The organism is Allorhodopirellula heiligendammensis (assembly GCF_007860105.1).
Classification (GTDB): domain Bacteria; phylum Planctomycetota; class Planctomycetia; order Pirellulales; family Pirellulaceae; genus Rhodopirellula; species Rhodopirellula heiligendammensis.
The window spans coordinates 430,671-445,011 of record NZ_SJPU01000001.1 but is presented as its reverse complement, the minus strand read 5'-3'; the positions used below and the strand labels follow the sequence as shown (position 1 = coordinate 445,011).

Sequence of the window (14,341 nt, the reverse complement as noted above, 5' to 3'; positions counted from 1 at the left end):
CTATGAGTGGTCAGCGGATGTAAATGCTTACGCCTGACGCCGCACCCAGGCCACCGCGTCGTCGTGTGTGCGCAGTTCATTATCGAGTTGCAGACAGCGAATTTGGTCTAGCCATGAGCGAAAATGTGGACCGGGCGCGATGCCCATTCCAATCAAATCATCGCCACTTAGCAGCGGCGGCGGATCGAGCAACGCAGGTTCACGTTGCAACTCCACTCGCGCCCGTTCGATTCCTGCTCGGTCCTCTGCAATCGCCTGGGCGGCGGCGACAATCACCTCAATGTCTCGGTTGACCAACAGTGGCTGAAGCATTGACCAGGGCATGTCAGCACAATCGATGATCTTTGGCGCAAGATCAATCGCCGCTGAAATTGCTCGTTGCTCCGCCGTCGAAAGCTTCCACTGCTGCGTCAGTTTTTTTAGGTCACGTACGGCGTCGGATGCGTTGCGATGGAGGACCAGTAAGGTCGTCGCCATTGCAGTTTCAAAGCACTGCAACTGCAAGCGTTCCCAGCAAAATTGGAGCTTGGCCCAATTTGCTAATTCAAGTTGTGGCCACACCTGTTGGTAGAGGCCTGTGTCGACTAGCAGACGTAGCCCCCGTACCGCATCGGCTTGACACATCACGCGGCGCATCTCGGCGCCAATGCGTTCACCACTGACAACGGCCAGGGAATCGGCGTGTTGGCGAATCGCGGCGAGTGTGGATGGCTCGACGCTCAGTCCCAATGTGGTGACAAATCGAACGGCCCGGAGCATGCGAAGCTTATCTTCGTCAAACCGACGATCAGGATCGCCGATCGTACGCAGGTGCATCGCCTGCAGGTCGGTGATCCCGTCGACATAATCTAGAATCTCGTCACTCGTCGGATCATAGAACAATCCATTGATGGTGAAGTCACGCCGAGTCGCATCTGCCTCGGCTGTACCGTAGGTGACGTGATCGGGACGCCGTCCGTCGCTATAGGTACCATCGGCACGAAACGTCGCAACTTCGGTGGGTACGAGTCGTTCTCGCTCGACATCTCGCTGGCGTGGTGGCAAGACTCCGATCACGCCAAACGAGGCACCGAACGCAATGGTATGTCGCTTCCCGAAGACACGTTGGACCGATTCCGGGGTCGCGTCGGTGGCGACGTCGAAATCCTTGGGTGTCCGACCGAGCAATGCGTCCCGCACACAGCCCCCGGCCAGCACGGCGAAGTAGCCGCCGTCTCGGAGTCGCTCGATGATGCGAATCGCTTCACGAGCAGCAGGCGATTGCAGGACGGCTGGGGGGAATCGCATCGCGGACAACTAATTGTGCAGCCCGCATTCTGTCTTCTGAAATCCGCTCCAACGGCCTGACCGCTCGTCTTCGCCCGCCATCACTGAGCGGGTGCATGGTTGGCAACCGATACTGGGGTAGCCCTGATCGTGCAGGGGGTTGTAGGGGATTTCTTGCTTCGAAATCAACGACCACACCTGCTGCTTAGTCCAATTGGCCAGTGGACTGATTTTGACGAGTTGAAATTTCCGGTCCCAGCCGACGATCGGCGCCTTGGCACGATCTTCACTCTGATCCCGCCGAATCGCGCTGGCCCACGCATGCCAACCACGTGCCGCCTCGTGCAATACGCGTAGCTTCCGTTCAAAGCAGCAGCGATTCGGGTCGGTTGCGTAGATTGGCCCGCCGTTCTCTCGCTCGAACTCCTCCACGGTGAGCTTGGGATACTTGTACTCGACGGTCATCCCATACCGCTCGCGGACTCGCTCGCGGAGTTGCAGCGTCTCTTCAAACTGATAGCCCGTCTCTAAGTTGAAAACGGGTGTTTCTGGGGCGATCTCGGCGAGCATGTGAATGATCGTCATGCCTTCGGGGCCGAATGCCGTGGCCATGGTAAATTTCGGAGCATAGCGATCCACCGCCCACTTCAAAATTGCTTGCGGTGTTTCGTTCTCAAGAGATTCGCTTTCTTTCGAGAGCTCGGCCAAAAATTCTGGAGTCGGTTCCAGGGGTGGATCAGCAACCCTCGCTCCACCCACCAATGGAATGCCCTGCTCATCAAGTTTCATCGCCGTTCGGGCCGCTCGTGCGGCTCCAGCCGATTCCTCGTGAGAGAGCGATTTCGACGATGGCGAATCAAGAGACACGATGGGCTGGCCCGGAAAATGAGAGAACTGGAAACAAGGAACGGCTTGGGGATAGCTGAAATGAGTCGATTTTCGACTTTGGAATGCAACCAGAATACAATCCTGACCTAAATGGTCAAGTATCTCCATCGGCCGCCGCGGGCAGTGGGCTTGAGTGGAATTACACGCACGACCGCTGGCGAGCTTTCAGGTTCTCCGCCAGGCCATGAAATTCAGCCTCGCAGCCTCCTCCAGATCCCAACGATCACGGGAAAATACGAACAAATTTAGTGTAATCATGCTAAAGTAGAGAAGATCTGCCCCCTGCGACGATGGAGATTCGAATGTTAGTTCTTCGCCCTCAAATGATGTTTCGAGTTCTCGTGGCCGTGGTCGCTGGGACCGCCTGTAACGTAGGCGGATGGGTATGCGCAGGTAAAATTGAACTGTCCGGCGGGGGCCAGTTAACAGGCGATGTCAAAGCCGCCAAGAAACCAGACGGTTCGACGACCCATGCGGTGGTGAAGATCGATGATGACCTGTCCGTCGCTATCGCTGGCACGCACGTTCGCTACACCGTCGTGGCGGAGGACTTGGAAGAGTATCGCGACCGTGCTGCCGCTGCCGGGCAAGATGCTGAATCGCAGTTTCAATTGGCCCACTGGTGCAAACTCAATACCCTACTGCCACAGCATCGATTTCATCTGACCCGCACGATCGAATTGGATCCCGATCATCGTCTGGCCCGCGCCGCACTGGGCTATATTCGCCACAATAACGAGAGCGGCTGGATCAGCGCCGAGACGCTCCGTCGCGACCAAGGCCTGATCCATTCGAGCAAGGGATGGGTGCTACCGGAGGTGTTGGCCGCTCGCAATCAAGCCGACGAGGCGGACAAACAATCTAAACTCTGGATCAAAAAGTTTCGGCGACTGCATGCCAATGCGGTTCGTGGTGACAGCGAAGCAATTGCTGAGATCACAGCGATTGCCGACCCCATGGCGACCCAGGCAATTGCCGCCGAACTGCTGCGCTCGCGAAACGCCAAATCGAACCTTCGCAGCCTGCGAATGATCTATGTGCGTTTATTGGGACGCCTACGAAACGGAGGGACCGTTGCCGCGTTGGTGGAACTGGGCCTAAACGAACCGGACGAATTGATTCGCGAAGAGGCTTTGCGTCAACTTACGGAGTTTGGGGCGCCCTCAGCGGTGGCAACCTACGTGCCGTTGCTCCGTTCCAGTTCTCCTGGACAAGTCGATGCCGCCGCGCGGGCGTTGACCTTTTTCGTCGACCCCGAACTTGCCTTTGCCTACGTCGACGCGCTGGTGACCGAAAAGCAGTCGCAGGTCCAAGTCGGTAGTGGCGGTACTCAGGCGGGATTCGGAAACAATGGCGTCTCCGGTATGAGCCAAGGAGCCTCCGTTTTCACGAAAACATCCTCCTTTAAGCACCCTGCCGCACTGCAACTGGTGAAGGCCATCGCCCCAGGGGCCGACTACGGATACGACGAAACGGCGTGGCGGCAGTATTTCGCCGCACTGAGAAATCCATATCGTGAGGACATGCGGCGAGATGCAGACGAGTAGCCAGCCGCTCCACCACCGCTGGGTTTTATTGTCTCACTCAGCGAGCAACTCCTCAATGGTCGCTCGCATCTGCTGTTCCCCCGGGGTGCCCTGCCAGTTCATCTCCCCCTGCCACCAGCGGCGAATGAAACCGTCTTTATCGATGAGATAGGTCGTCGGCCACATCGTCGTTCCCCACGCCCGCCAATTGTTGGATGCTTGGTCAAACAGCACTGGAAACTCAAATCCATCGCTAATCCTGGCTGCCGTCACCTTAGCGAGGTTCCGCTCTGCAGAAGTCTCGGGGCTTTGAATCCCGATGACTACTAGCCCGTCATCGGCCATCTCGCGATGCCAAGCAAGATAGTGAGGGAAATTCCGTTGGCAATTGATGCACTGAAACGCATAGAAAAAAATGACGACAACTTTGCCACGAAGGTCGGCCAAATTCACCGCTTCGCCGTCAATCCAAGTCGCCCCGTCGGTGACAAACTCGGGGCCGCGAGGATAGGTGCGTTTAACGGTAGCAAAGTCGAAGGGGGCGCCCACCATCGCGCCGATTTTGCCACGTTGAGCCTCAGACAAGACTTGGAGCAGCGTTTGTCTCTCCTCCTGTTGGACCGCCACCGTCTGGCGACCAGCCTGCTCGGCATCAATCGTCTTGTCCATCAACTGCTTCTGAATCTTGGTGGTCTCTTCATCGGTCATCGCAAATCGCTGCTTTAGCTGCTCCGACTGAGAGGCAGTGATCGCCAACCGCTCGACAGCATCGGCAGTTTGCAACATGCGAGTCCCAGCCGCTTGTCGTTCGAGTTGCTTCAACCGCTGCAGCTGATCGTCACTTAGGATTTCGATGAGGCTAGCTCGCAACTGCTCGGTGAGCTCATTGATTTCAGCGGCCTGCGTTTCGGCTGGGAGAATGCGACTCACCCACCAACGCGGATCGACTTCCGCAATGGCTTGATCTATCTGTTCAATGGTTGCTGCGTTAAGTCCTAACTCCTGATGTACCGCATCGTCGCGAATCATCTGAAGCAGGTACGGTGGCGACTTTGTCGCGGTCGCTGCATCATCCGCTCGCGAGCTTGGTAACCAGTTTTGGCAGCTAAACGCAATGCTCAGTAGGACGCTGGCGACGCGTAGAGAAGCGATATTCATGTTCCTGCCTGGTGGTTGATATCGAGATTGGGTTGGAGGCCATTGTCCCGTCTGCAGCGTTCAATTAGTTGTCCGTCGCCGAGTACACGGCCGGGACAACGGTACCAGCCGTCGGGGCAACGGTGCCACCCTACGGACGCGTCGAGCCTGACTGGCGCGAGCGCCAACGTCTCATCACGGCCGGCAATCGGCGATGCAGTGGTGGCTTGACGGGGGTATCTACGCGTGCCAGGTCAACACTCACATGATCGTTGAGCACCACCGCTTCAGGCTTGCGAGCGACCAAATAAAAAGGGTGCTCTGCAACCGCTTCACGCCCCTCTTCGACAAACACGCGCACCCGAATCCCCCACTGAATCTTCAGCAAGTGACCGCGATAGCTCAGCGGTGAGGGGGGCAGGCGGCACTGAATCGGCTGGCTGACGTCGATGCCAAGGTCCCGTAGGCTCGCGGAATCGTAGCGTCGAAAGTAGTGGACACTTAGGTCCTCGTCACCCTTGCCCTCGGTATACCATAGCACCGAGACCTCCACGCTACTCAGTTCCTCGAGCTTGACGCGACTAACCCGCCAGCTCGCTCGCAGGAAACCACCTGCTGTGTACGTCGCATCGTCACGGCATAGCGATACATTCACCGCGGGCTGTTTGGCGGAGCCATTAGCGGTGGGTGGACGACGAGCGGGAAACTTCGGCAGAACGATGGCCAAGGGCGGGCTTCTCCAGAAACAATCAATCGCCACCGCACGGAATTATTCGTCGCGCTAAACGAATGCATAACGTTATGCGGCAGCTCGAACTCCAATTGTTGCTCCCAAGGCACCATCGGGTCAACACGCACAGAGCTTTCCGAGAGTAAATCTTTGCTAAGGGCAACATGTTGATCCGACCGAACGTCAGTTCCCTGTCGAAAAAACGACTCCTCTTCACAGACTAACCTAACCCGCAAATTCCGCAGCCGCATTCGCCCCATTTGCATGACAAATAATTGATAGGTACCGCCAGGTTGCAGTGGATGGTCGCTGATCTCGACCACCGTCGACCCCACGCCAGCGATCCGCCGAACTTGACGCAAAAATGACTTCAGGGCCCAAAACGCCACGCCGGTGAAGGGGACCAGCAACATGGCGAGCACGGGTCGAGGGTTACTGTACCACCATCCTGAGATTGCCACGGCGAGCAGCACGACGCAAACCGAATTCCACATCAATGCCAGTGATGCGGAGCCAAATACTGACCACCGGCCCGTCGAGACCGAGGCGAGGCGATACCGCAGTCGCTCGCCGGGACTTTCATCGAGGGCTGGACCCCGGGGCACCGTCGGCAGTCGAGGAAACTCCTCGCGGCGACTCACTTTCCCCGTTAATGGCCGGGCTTCGTCGTCGCCGGCGCCCTCGTCCTGGGCAGAATCATTTGCACGGTCGGATGAGGGAGAACTCCCCCAGCCCGAAATTCGCCCTTTTTGTGCCGAAATTCGCTCCTGACTGAAACCGAGGTGCATCAAGCGGTAGCCGAGTCCAAAGGTACCCGAGCTGATCGTAGCCAGCGAAATCAGGGCGACAATCCATCGCCCCCAGTGAGAACCGCCGCCGCGCGCCAGGTCCGAGTCGAGCACCACACGCGCCTCATCAGGCAGCTCCATTCCCATTTGCGGCACCATCCAATAGGCCACCACCACCAGCGTGAAAATGAACACGCCGACGAAGATCAACCCCAGATAGAATGCGAGCTCGCCGAGGACACCTCGAAACGGCCCAGTGCGCAGTCGGCGTCCGAGCTTTTTGCTCCAAGGACGCCAATGCCAAGCTTTTCGGGACCGTCGCACCAATGCTCGCCGCTCTAATGAGCTTTGGCAGTCACGACTTGACGACCCGGACGAAAGAATCCGAGTTGTTCTAGGGCGTCGTATACCTCGTCGAGCGTCTTTTCACCGAAATTGCTGATTTTCAAGAGGCGGCGGGGGGTCGCATTGAGTAAATCTCGCACCGTCAAGATGCCGGTTTCCTCGAGGCAATTGGTCGTCCGCACCGAGAGTCCCATCTCGGCAATACTCAGGTCCAAACGCTCGCGGCGCAGGCGGGCGTCCTCTTCGGCTTGGCTCAGTGGGATTCGCGTCTTCATAAGATTCCTTCCATATAATGATGAGAATGAGCAGCAATGCGAAAACGCCCATGGGGCAATTCGGCAGCATGGCATGATCGACCAAGCGTAACTGTATCAAATTTTTTGGGCAATGGGAAGAAATTCACGAAGGTTTAACGACGCTCATGCCAGTCGTGACGATTGTAACGGGTGACCAATAGCTCATTGGCCATGTGCTCGATCTGATCTTCCCGATCGGAGGACTTGCCTCGCACGCCGAATTCCTCAGCGAAGGCAGTGATCAAGATTGATTCGTCGAGGTCCACGTTGCAGATGAAATCTCGGTGGTCTCGACCACGCCGATACTCCGGCTGGCGAGGTGCGAAGGCGAGGCACTTGGCAATCAAATCCAGATCCGCAGCGAGTAGCAAGGTGCCGTGATAGAGCAGATGGTGGCGAGCCACTCGTAGACTGTTGCCTGAAAATTTGCGACCTTGCCAGGTCAGGTCGCAGATCCCGGATCGTTCTGCCGCCGGGAGTTGCCTCCGAACTGCCGCGAGGACACGCTGCATGACGTAATCGTGCGCTGCGTCAATATTGCGTAACCCGCCGTTGGCTGGCACGTCGACGACCACGCTGTACATCAAACATCCTGGCCCACCGACAACCGAAGCCCCTCCGGTGCAACGTCGCAACACGTCAAGCCCTCGATCCTGGCACCACGCGCGGTCGACCTCTTCGTCGATCTTTGAACTGCGGCCTAAAACCACAGTAGGTTTGTTGAATCGCCACACGCGCATCAACGCGGTATCGGTGAGTTCACCGCCGGGATCAACGTGGCCGCGCTCAACCACACCGTCAGCCCACTGCAACATCGCCTCGTCTCGCGCCAGTTCGCGTCGCGCACTCGCGCTCTCAAAGTTCAATTCCAGCATGCTCGGCTCGCAGCGAATCCAAAAGCGGCAATGTCGCGACCCGCCACACCGCGATCAACCCCGCCAGCATTCCAAATACTAAAATTCCCAACAGAATCCACAGAGGTTCTGCGATCGGCACCGAGTTACCCGTCATCCACGCATAGGGCAGTACCGCCAGGATCGCCGTGATGACGCCACAGCCCATGCCCAGCAGGAGGAGCACGAAGTTCTCGCCCATGACCAGTGTTGCTAGCCGCCCACGGGTGAATCCTACCGCCTGCAGGACACCGAGTTCGCTGCGGCGTTCGAGGACACTGCGAAGTTGGGAGACTGCCAACCCAATGGTGCCCAGCAGTAGCCCCAGTGCTCCAAGGCTTTGGAAGGTACGCAAATACGTGTTTTGAACTGCGAGCATGCTGCTGAGTACTTGCGGGGCGGATTCGACATCCATACCGACATCGACCAGCCGTGATTCGAGGACATCGGAGATCGCAGCGGGGGATTCTTCGTTGCCTGCGCGGATCAAAAAATAACGATAGCCGCTCTGCTCGGGAAACGCTCGCTCAAAATTCCGTTCCCCAATCATCAACTTGCCCTGCAGGACAGAGCCTGCCAGCAGGCCGGTGACTTCGAATGTCAGTGCCTTGCCATCGCCGTAGTCAAATGTCTTCGTTTGCCCGATGCCTCCGGTCATCTGCAAGCTCCACATCGCCGTGTTCTGATCGATCACAACCGGGATCGGATCGTCGGCCGTGCCCGATGCTTGCCGATCGAGTAACTGCCATGGCGTTTGAGCACCCTTGGCCCCCGACGCGGCCCAGCCGAATTGGTCCAGGGCGTGTTGCTCGGGAATGCCGAGCACGGTGGGCCGTGTCGCTTGGTACAGGTTGTTGCAGCTGGCGTCCTCACCGCTGCGCATCCGACAAGCGACGAGCGTGGCATCGGCCAGTCGCTCAGCATCGCGACCCAACAAGTCCTCCCGCACCACCTCGTCATTGAGGTCGAGTGAAATCGGTGCTCCCGTTTCGGCAATAAGGTCAAACCCACCCGTGCCCTCTTGCGTCGGCGACATGCGAAACGCCGTAATCGACAGGATCAAGAACGCGGCAGTTGCCACTAAGCCGATCGTCAGTGTGCTCCGTAAGGGATTGCGCCGCGCATTGGCTGTCGCTAGAGTTCGCATGGAGGGACGCATCATTCGCCGCTCCGCTAGCCAACGATGGATCCACAATAGCGAGGCGACCAGCAGCAGCATCCCGCCGCCGACGAAGCCACCTGCCGCCGCCTGGGCACTGCCTCGTGAGCCTGCCACCGCCGCGCCCAGTGCCAGCACCACCAACAGACCGATGGCAATCAACCGGCCGCGACCGGCGAGCCATCGGCGTTTCTGGTCGCCCGCTTTGGCAGCACCTGACATTCGCCGTCCACCCAAGAGCGCAGCTGGGTTAAGACGTAATAGAAAGCGTAGCGTCCATGCCGCCGTTGCCATGCAGACCAACCATCCGCCGATCCCACCAAGCACTATCGACAGCGGCGTCGCATGAAACTGCAGAAACGGGACCGTAACAGCCCCCACCCACCATGATCGCAACGCCCACAGCACGAACGCCGCGTAGCCGACTCCGCCGACCAGCCCCATCAACACACCCACAGTCGATGTGATCGCGGTCTCCCCCAGTACCAACGTCATCACTCGCCGCGGCGAGAATCCGACAGCGAGTAGGGTGCCGAACTCGTCGATCCGCTGGAGCATGCCCAGCCGCAGCAACAGTGCGATCAACATCATCGCCGCTAAGATCACGAACATCGACAGCGCCAAAAACAATCCGTCAAAAGGTGTCGTGCCCTTGGATGCAGCGAGCTGTTCACTACGAATCGAACGTGGAATCCACCCCAGGTCATCCTGCACCGGGGTGATTGCCGCGATGATCATCGTTTCCAAGTTATCGAGGTCGTATCCCGGCACAAACCGCAGTCCGGTGGTTTTGCCAAATCGACTTCCGAAACGCTCCTGTCCAGCTGCCAGTGGGATGAACGCTTTCGGCGTCAAACCATGCTCGTTCCAGTACTGATCATCCTCGGGATCAATTTTTCTCTCCAGCGCAAACGGGAGATCCCAGTCGCCAATCGAATCTTGATCCGTCACCCCAGGAACGTCGGGTGTCATGTCCGGATCGTTGTACGCCGTAACGGGTGCGTCATACACTCCTGGCCGCCCCGGCCGATAGGGTCCTGCGCGTGGAGTGAGCGGCACAACTTGCGTGATCACGGCGTCGAACGAGCGTTCAATCTCCTTGCCTCGCTGCACCTCCGGCTCGAAATAGAAGACCCGCAGTGGCGATCCCACATTCACACCCAAGCGATCGGCGGTCCAGCTGTTGAGAACAATTGGCACTCGGCCAGCGGCGTCAACTCCTTCTGCAATGGCGTAGTCCAAACGCAGCGTCGGCCCCGAATCAATCGCTGAGATCGTGCTATAAGGCACGCTGTTTACGGTGTCGGACACGTTATCGACCTTCACCTTATCGACCTTGTCGATGGCATTGGCTAGGTAGGTCATCAGCGGGGTCGCATCACCAGGGGGCATCGCCGCCATGATGCGATCCACTGCAACCTGAGGCAGCAGTAGGCTATCACTCGAGAGGGAGATGTAGTCGATTGCCTCGCCGTTGCTCACTCGCTGTAGTTTCCAGCCCAATGAATCGAGATTGAGCGAAACGGCGTCGTCCGGCAACGCGTGGTCGAATAGCATCACATTCGCTTGGCCTGTTCGGTCGAGCACGTCGGCGACCACTGCGCGTGAAACAAAGACGGTTTTAGGAACGCTCTGACTGGCGGTCAGTGAAAATCGTCCCAAGCCGCGATCGGGCACGATTGCCGCCACCTGCATGCGGGGCAGTCCCTCGCCGAGGAGTTCACGTTTGCCCAATGGACTGTCTGCAGGGACGGCACCTTCGACTGGCAAGCGAAGCGTAACATCGTCGCCAATGCTAACTTCCAATGCGTCAGCGGCGGATTGGTTGAGTACGACGCTGTACTCACCCGGCATGGTATCGGGCCGCACACCGGAAACATCGAGGTCCCAAAACGATTCATCTGCCCCCACGATTTGCACGCCACCCACATGGCGAATACGCGGTAGATTGTCCGCCGCTGCCGAACCGCCAGGTTGTGAACTGGCCTCCGATTTGATTTTCGTTTCAACGCTGCTGCCGGGAAAAAGGATGAGGCTGACCGCCGCTCCGTCGTTGGCGTCCTCGACATGGACGCTGTCAATTGCAAAAAACTGCCCCGGTGCCAGAATCGACTCGATCCGGCCGAGACGCTCGACCGTTAACGCCCGCAAACTCGCTCGCATCGAATCTCCTACCAATAGCGCACCGGCGATCACCGCGGTGGCGGTGGCAACGCCCAGGGCAACGGCAATCGTGACGGCGAGTCGATGTCGTAGCGTCGCAAAGACTACGCGGCGCAGGGAAAACGCACGAGACGAATGGGCCATCAATGTTCCTAAAGATTGGGATCGAGATTCATCTTCAGGATACCGTGGACGCTCGGCCTCTGTCACGTGGCAAAGGACAAAGTCCAACCAGCCCCACCGCGACGTCGGCTGAGAATGGGTCTGGGATGTCCGGATTCAATTAGGATTCGTGCTTATCGATCCAAGAAGGGTTGCAGCGACCATGCCGCGTTCGCAACGTGCATTGAATTGTTCGTTCGTACGCGTTGTATGGACGAGTTCATTTTTCTCCGCCCAAACGGCAGAGAAAAGACGAATGGGCTAACTGGAGCCACTGGGCATCCCCCTACAGGTAATGCTCGCGACGGCTTTTTCGGTATCCAATTCGTATACTTCTATCTCGCAAGGCGGCGTAGACAATGAAAAAAACGATCTTCTTTTTGGTGGCGACGATGATCGCCTGGTCCAGCTCTTCCACCGTTCAGGCATCCGGACCGTTGAGATCCATGTTCGGCGATGGTTGTGATTCGGCTTGCAGCGACGGGTGTGCAGGGCCTGCTTGCGATACTGGCTGCGATTCACACGGCGGGTACGGTGATCGGCTGCGAACTCTTTGGAAAAGCAACGACGACTGCTGCCCTGAATCCTGCTGCTACGTCAGTCTCTTCGGCGGTTGGAGTTTCTTGCATGACTACAACAGTGATATCTTTCCAGGCGGCGTCACGTCAACGTTCAGCGATGGGTGGGCGATCGGAGGTGCCGTCGGGCGACGCTTTGGTCACGGGCTGCGTGGGGAACTCGAAGCCGGTTTCCGCAGCAATACTGCCGATCAAGTCTTCGCAGGTGGCGGTGCATTCGACCACAGTGGGCATGTTTTTGCTTACACTGCCATGGCCAATATGTACTACGACATCAGCGCCCTGGAAATTGCGGGCGTGACCCCCTACATCGGTGGCGGCATTGGCGTCGCGGCGTTTGATGCAGACATCAGCACACCGTTGGGGCCTTCCGATGTTCATGACGCTGCATTTGCGTACCAGGGTATCGCTGGTGCCGCTAAACGCATCAATCGCAACATCGATTTGTTCGCCGAGTACCGCTACCTGGGCAATACTGACGTGACCGTGGACATCAACGGCGCCTCAGCGGCTCAGGCCAGACCTGAATACGAGAATGTGTTCTTCGGTGTGCGTTTCAATCGCTAAGCGGTTGCTCCATCGCAATTGCAGGAAGGTCTGAGACGTCAGTTGCGGGACGGTCCTTCTCCAAACGTTTGGGGAGGGCTGTCCACGTTCTGCGCGGCTGGGGAGGACGATGACGCTGGAGCGAGTGTTCCAGACGTGTCGTCCGCCTTCTGTGGTAGTCTCGCCGAGTCCTCGATCTGATTGAATGGCACCGCAGCACCGTGCATAATGGCCAGTGTTGTTGGTTCCAGGGTCGATCCTGGGCTGAGATTTCTTCCTGTTCTGGATCAAACCTGATGATGTGGCTCGGTATTCGTTTCTACGTCCTGCTCGCTCTGACCTTTGTAATCGCAGGGCAGGTTGCCGCGGATGAACGACGATCCGGCGAACCGATCGCTAAGGCGGACGAGAACAAACCAAACGTTGTGGTGATTCTCGCCGACGATCTCGGTTGGAATAGTGTGGGATACCACAACAAAAATTTCCCAACACCCAATATCGATCGGCTGGTCCGCGAAGGGGTTGAATTAAACCAATTCTACGTCGCACCGATGTGCTCGCCGACCCGAGCGGGATTGATGACGGGTCGTTACCCCATTCGCTTTGGTGCCGCTCGCGCGGTCATCCCGCCCTATCGAGATTTCGGTCTGCCTGTTAGCGAAGTGACTCTGCCCGAGCGTTTGGCCGATCTTGGATACGCTAATCGAGGAGTGTTTGGCAAATGGCACTTGGGCCATCGCCGCTCCAAGTGGCATCCATTGAACCAAGGATTCACTCACTTTCACGGGCACTACAACGGCGCAATCGACTACTTTGAATTGACTCGTGAGGATGTCCGAGACTGGCATGTGGACGCGCAGCCTTCCGATGAGCAGGGTTACTCAACCCATCTGATCGCGGATGCGGCGGCGAAATGGATCACTGACTCGTCAGCTTCAGAGGCACCCTACTTCTGCTACGTTCCATTCAACGCTCCTCATTCTCCTTTCCAAGCACCGGAGGAGACGATCGCTCGATTCGACGACAGAAACTCTGCGAAGACTAAGGGAAACAAGCCAGGTAAAGCGAGAAACATCGCCATCCTCAAAGCGATGATTTGGGAGATGGACGAAGGCGTCGGGAGAATCCTCAAGTCGATTGAAGACTCAGGCGAGGCGAACAATACGATCGTCTGGTTTCTAAGCGACAATGGTGGCGTCGGCTCGCTGCCGCGATTGAATTCACCGCTGCGAGGCAGCAAATTGACGGTGTACGAAGGTGGCGTGCGAGTTCCGTCATGCATCCGCTGGCCAGACCGTCTGGCGGCCGGTGTTAAGAGTGAGCATGTCTGCGGATACATTGACGTGTTACCCACCATCGTTGATGCCGCCGGGGGGGAGATCATAGCGGATCCCGAACTTCCCCTTGACGGTATCTCCTTGTTGAGCGGTCTGACTTCATCGGATCAATTTAAGTCGGATGGTCGCCCCTGGTACTCGTACCACGGTCAATCTGGCGACGAAAACGAGCATCTTGCCGTGCTGGTTGATGGCTGGAAATTGAAGGTGAATGGCCCTCAGTTGATCTCTGAGTCGCAACTGACTGAGCCCAAGGCCGGAGTCGAGCTATTCCATCTCAGCACCGATCCCAATGAAACCAAAAACCTAGCAACCGACTATCCCGACAAAGTCGGACGCCTTGGCCGCATGCTGATCGAATATCGCGCTCTGCAACCGAGCGACGCCGTGCCTCCGTACGGTGTCGGAAGCAAAGGTTTCGTTCCACCACCAAAATGGCACGTTGACCTATCCACCCCGGACGTATTGGTCGGGGCCTATCCAGACGGCGAAGATCAACAGTAGTGGAGAACCACTCATCCCAGCCG

11 protein-coding genes are annotated in these 14,341 nt (G+C 57.7%); 3 read left to right on the top strand and 8 right to left on the bottom strand.

The features are described 5' to 3' along the window. Nucleotides 1–27: 27 nt before the first annotated feature. Together Poly21_RS01660 and Poly21_RS01655 are read right to left on the bottom strand one after the other, a co-directional pair. The gene (locus Poly21_RS01660; RefSeq protein WP_146405312.1) at nucleotides 28–1,287 is read right to left on the bottom strand and encodes a CCA tRNA nucleotidyltransferase; all 1,260 of its coding nucleotides are present in this window, start codon (nucleotides 1,285–1,287) and stop codon (nucleotides 28–30) included. Nucleotides 1,288–1,296: 9 nt separating this feature from the next. Next, on the bottom strand, nucleotides 1,297–2,055 hold the full coding sequence (locus Poly21_RS01655) for a phosphoadenylyl-sulfate reductase (RefSeq protein WP_302117201.1): 759 nt from the start codon (nucleotides 2,053–2,055) through the stop codon (nucleotides 1,297–1,299). A 401-nt stretch (nucleotides 2,056–2,456) separates the two neighbouring features. On the opposite strand from Poly21_RS01655, the gene Poly21_RS01650 reads away from it, so the two are divergent. Continuing rightward, nucleotides 2,457–3,701, top strand: coding sequence for a HEAT repeat domain-containing protein (locus Poly21_RS01650; protein ID WP_302117199.1), 1,245 nt, complete (start codon nucleotides 2,457–2,459; stop codon nucleotides 3,699–3,701). Between the two features lie 33 nt (nucleotides 3,702–3,734). On the opposite strand, the gene Poly21_RS01645 is transcribed toward Poly21_RS01650, so the two are convergent. The 6 genes from Poly21_RS01645 to Poly21_RS01620 all read right to left on the bottom strand — a co-directional run bounded on the left by Poly21_RS01645 (nucleotide 3,735) and on the right by Poly21_RS01620 (nucleotide 11,335). Beyond that, on the bottom strand, nucleotides 3,735–4,838 hold the full coding sequence (locus Poly21_RS01645) for a redoxin domain-containing protein (protein WP_146405310.1): 1,104 nt from the start codon (nucleotides 4,836–4,838) through the stop codon (nucleotides 3,735–3,737). A 130-nt stretch (nucleotides 4,839–4,968) separates the two neighbouring features. Next, entirely contained in the window at nucleotides 4,969–5,472 is a 504-nt protein-coding gene (locus Poly21_RS01640) for a hypothetical protein (RefSeq protein ID WP_146405308.1), read from the bottom strand. Then, nucleotides 5,469–6,659, bottom strand: a complete 1,191-nt coding sequence (locus tag Poly21_RS01635) for a hypothetical protein (protein ID WP_302117196.1) — start codon at nucleotides 6,657–6,659, stop codon at nucleotides 5,469–5,471. Before Poly21_RS01635 ends, Poly21_RS01640 begins: the two co-directional genes overlap by 4 nt. 14 nt (nucleotides 6,660–6,673) lie before the next feature. Further along, nucleotides 6,674–6,955 (bottom strand): DNA-directed RNA polymerase subunit alpha C-terminal domain-containing protein, encoded by a 282-nt coding sequence (locus tag Poly21_RS01630; protein WP_146405307.1) that lies wholly within the window; start codon nucleotides 6,953–6,955, stop codon nucleotides 6,674–6,676. Nucleotides 6,956–7,089: 134 nt separating this feature from the next. Further along, a complete protein-coding gene (locus tag Poly21_RS01625) occupies nucleotides 7,090–7,851 on the bottom strand; it encodes a lipoate--protein ligase family protein (protein WP_146405305.1) in 762 nt (253 codons plus the stop codon). Continuing rightward, on the bottom strand, nucleotides 7,832–11,335 hold the full coding sequence (locus Poly21_RS01620; RefSeq protein ID WP_146405303.1) for an FtsX-like permease family protein: 3,504 nt from the start codon (nucleotides 11,333–11,335) through the stop codon (nucleotides 7,832–7,834). The genes Poly21_RS01625 and Poly21_RS01620 overlap by 20 nt, the downstream gene beginning before the upstream one ends. 377 nt (nucleotides 11,336–11,712) lie before the next feature. On the opposite strand from Poly21_RS01620, the gene Poly21_RS01615 reads away from it, so the two are divergent. Both Poly21_RS01615 and Poly21_RS01610 read left to right on the top strand, forming a co-directional pair. After that, entirely contained in the window at nucleotides 11,713–12,498 is a 786-nt protein-coding gene (locus tag Poly21_RS01615) for an outer membrane protein (protein ID WP_146405301.1), read from the top strand. 275 nt (nucleotides 12,499–12,773) lie between these two features. Continuing rightward, a complete protein-coding gene (locus Poly21_RS01610; protein ID WP_302117193.1) occupies nucleotides 12,774–14,318 on the top strand; it encodes a sulfatase-like hydrolase/transferase in 1,545 nt (514 codons plus the stop codon). The last annotated feature ends 23 nt before the right edge of the window (nucleotides 14,319–14,341 follow it).

Coding starts and splice junctions, on each gene's coding strand:
- Poly21_RS01660 (WP_146405312.1), bottom strand. CDS start 1,287: ATGCGATTCCCCCCAGCCGTCCTGCAATCGCCTGCTGCTCGTGAAGCG.
- Poly21_RS01655 (WP_302117201.1), bottom strand. CDS start 2,055: ATGAAACTTGATGAGCAGGGCATTCCATTGGTGGGTGGAGCGAGGGTT.
- Poly21_RS01650 (WP_302117199.1), top strand. CDS start 2,457: ATGTTAGTTCTTCGCCCTCAAATGATGTTTCGAGTTCTCGTGGCCGTG.
- Poly21_RS01645 (WP_146405310.1), bottom strand. CDS start 4,838: ATGAATATCGCTTCTCTACGCGTCGCCAGCGTCCTACTGAGCATTGCG.
- Poly21_RS01630 (WP_146405307.1), bottom strand. CDS start 6,955: ATGAAGACGCGAATCCCACTGAGCCAAGCCGAAGAGGACGCCCGCCTG.
- Poly21_RS01625 (WP_146405305.1), bottom strand. CDS start 7,851: ATGCTGGAATTGAACTTTGAGAGCGCGAGTGCGCGACGCGAACTGGCG.
- Poly21_RS01620 (WP_146405303.1), bottom strand. CDS start 11,335: ATGGCCCATTCGTCTCGTGCGTTTTCCCTGCGCCGCGTAGTCTTTGCG.
- Poly21_RS01615 (WP_146405301.1), top strand. CDS start 11,713: ATGAAAAAAACGATCTTCTTTTTGGTGGCGACGATGATCGCCTGGTCC.
- Poly21_RS01610 (WP_302117193.1), top strand. CDS start 12,774: ATGATGTGGCTCGGTATTCGTTTCTACGTCCTGCTCGCTCTGACCTTT.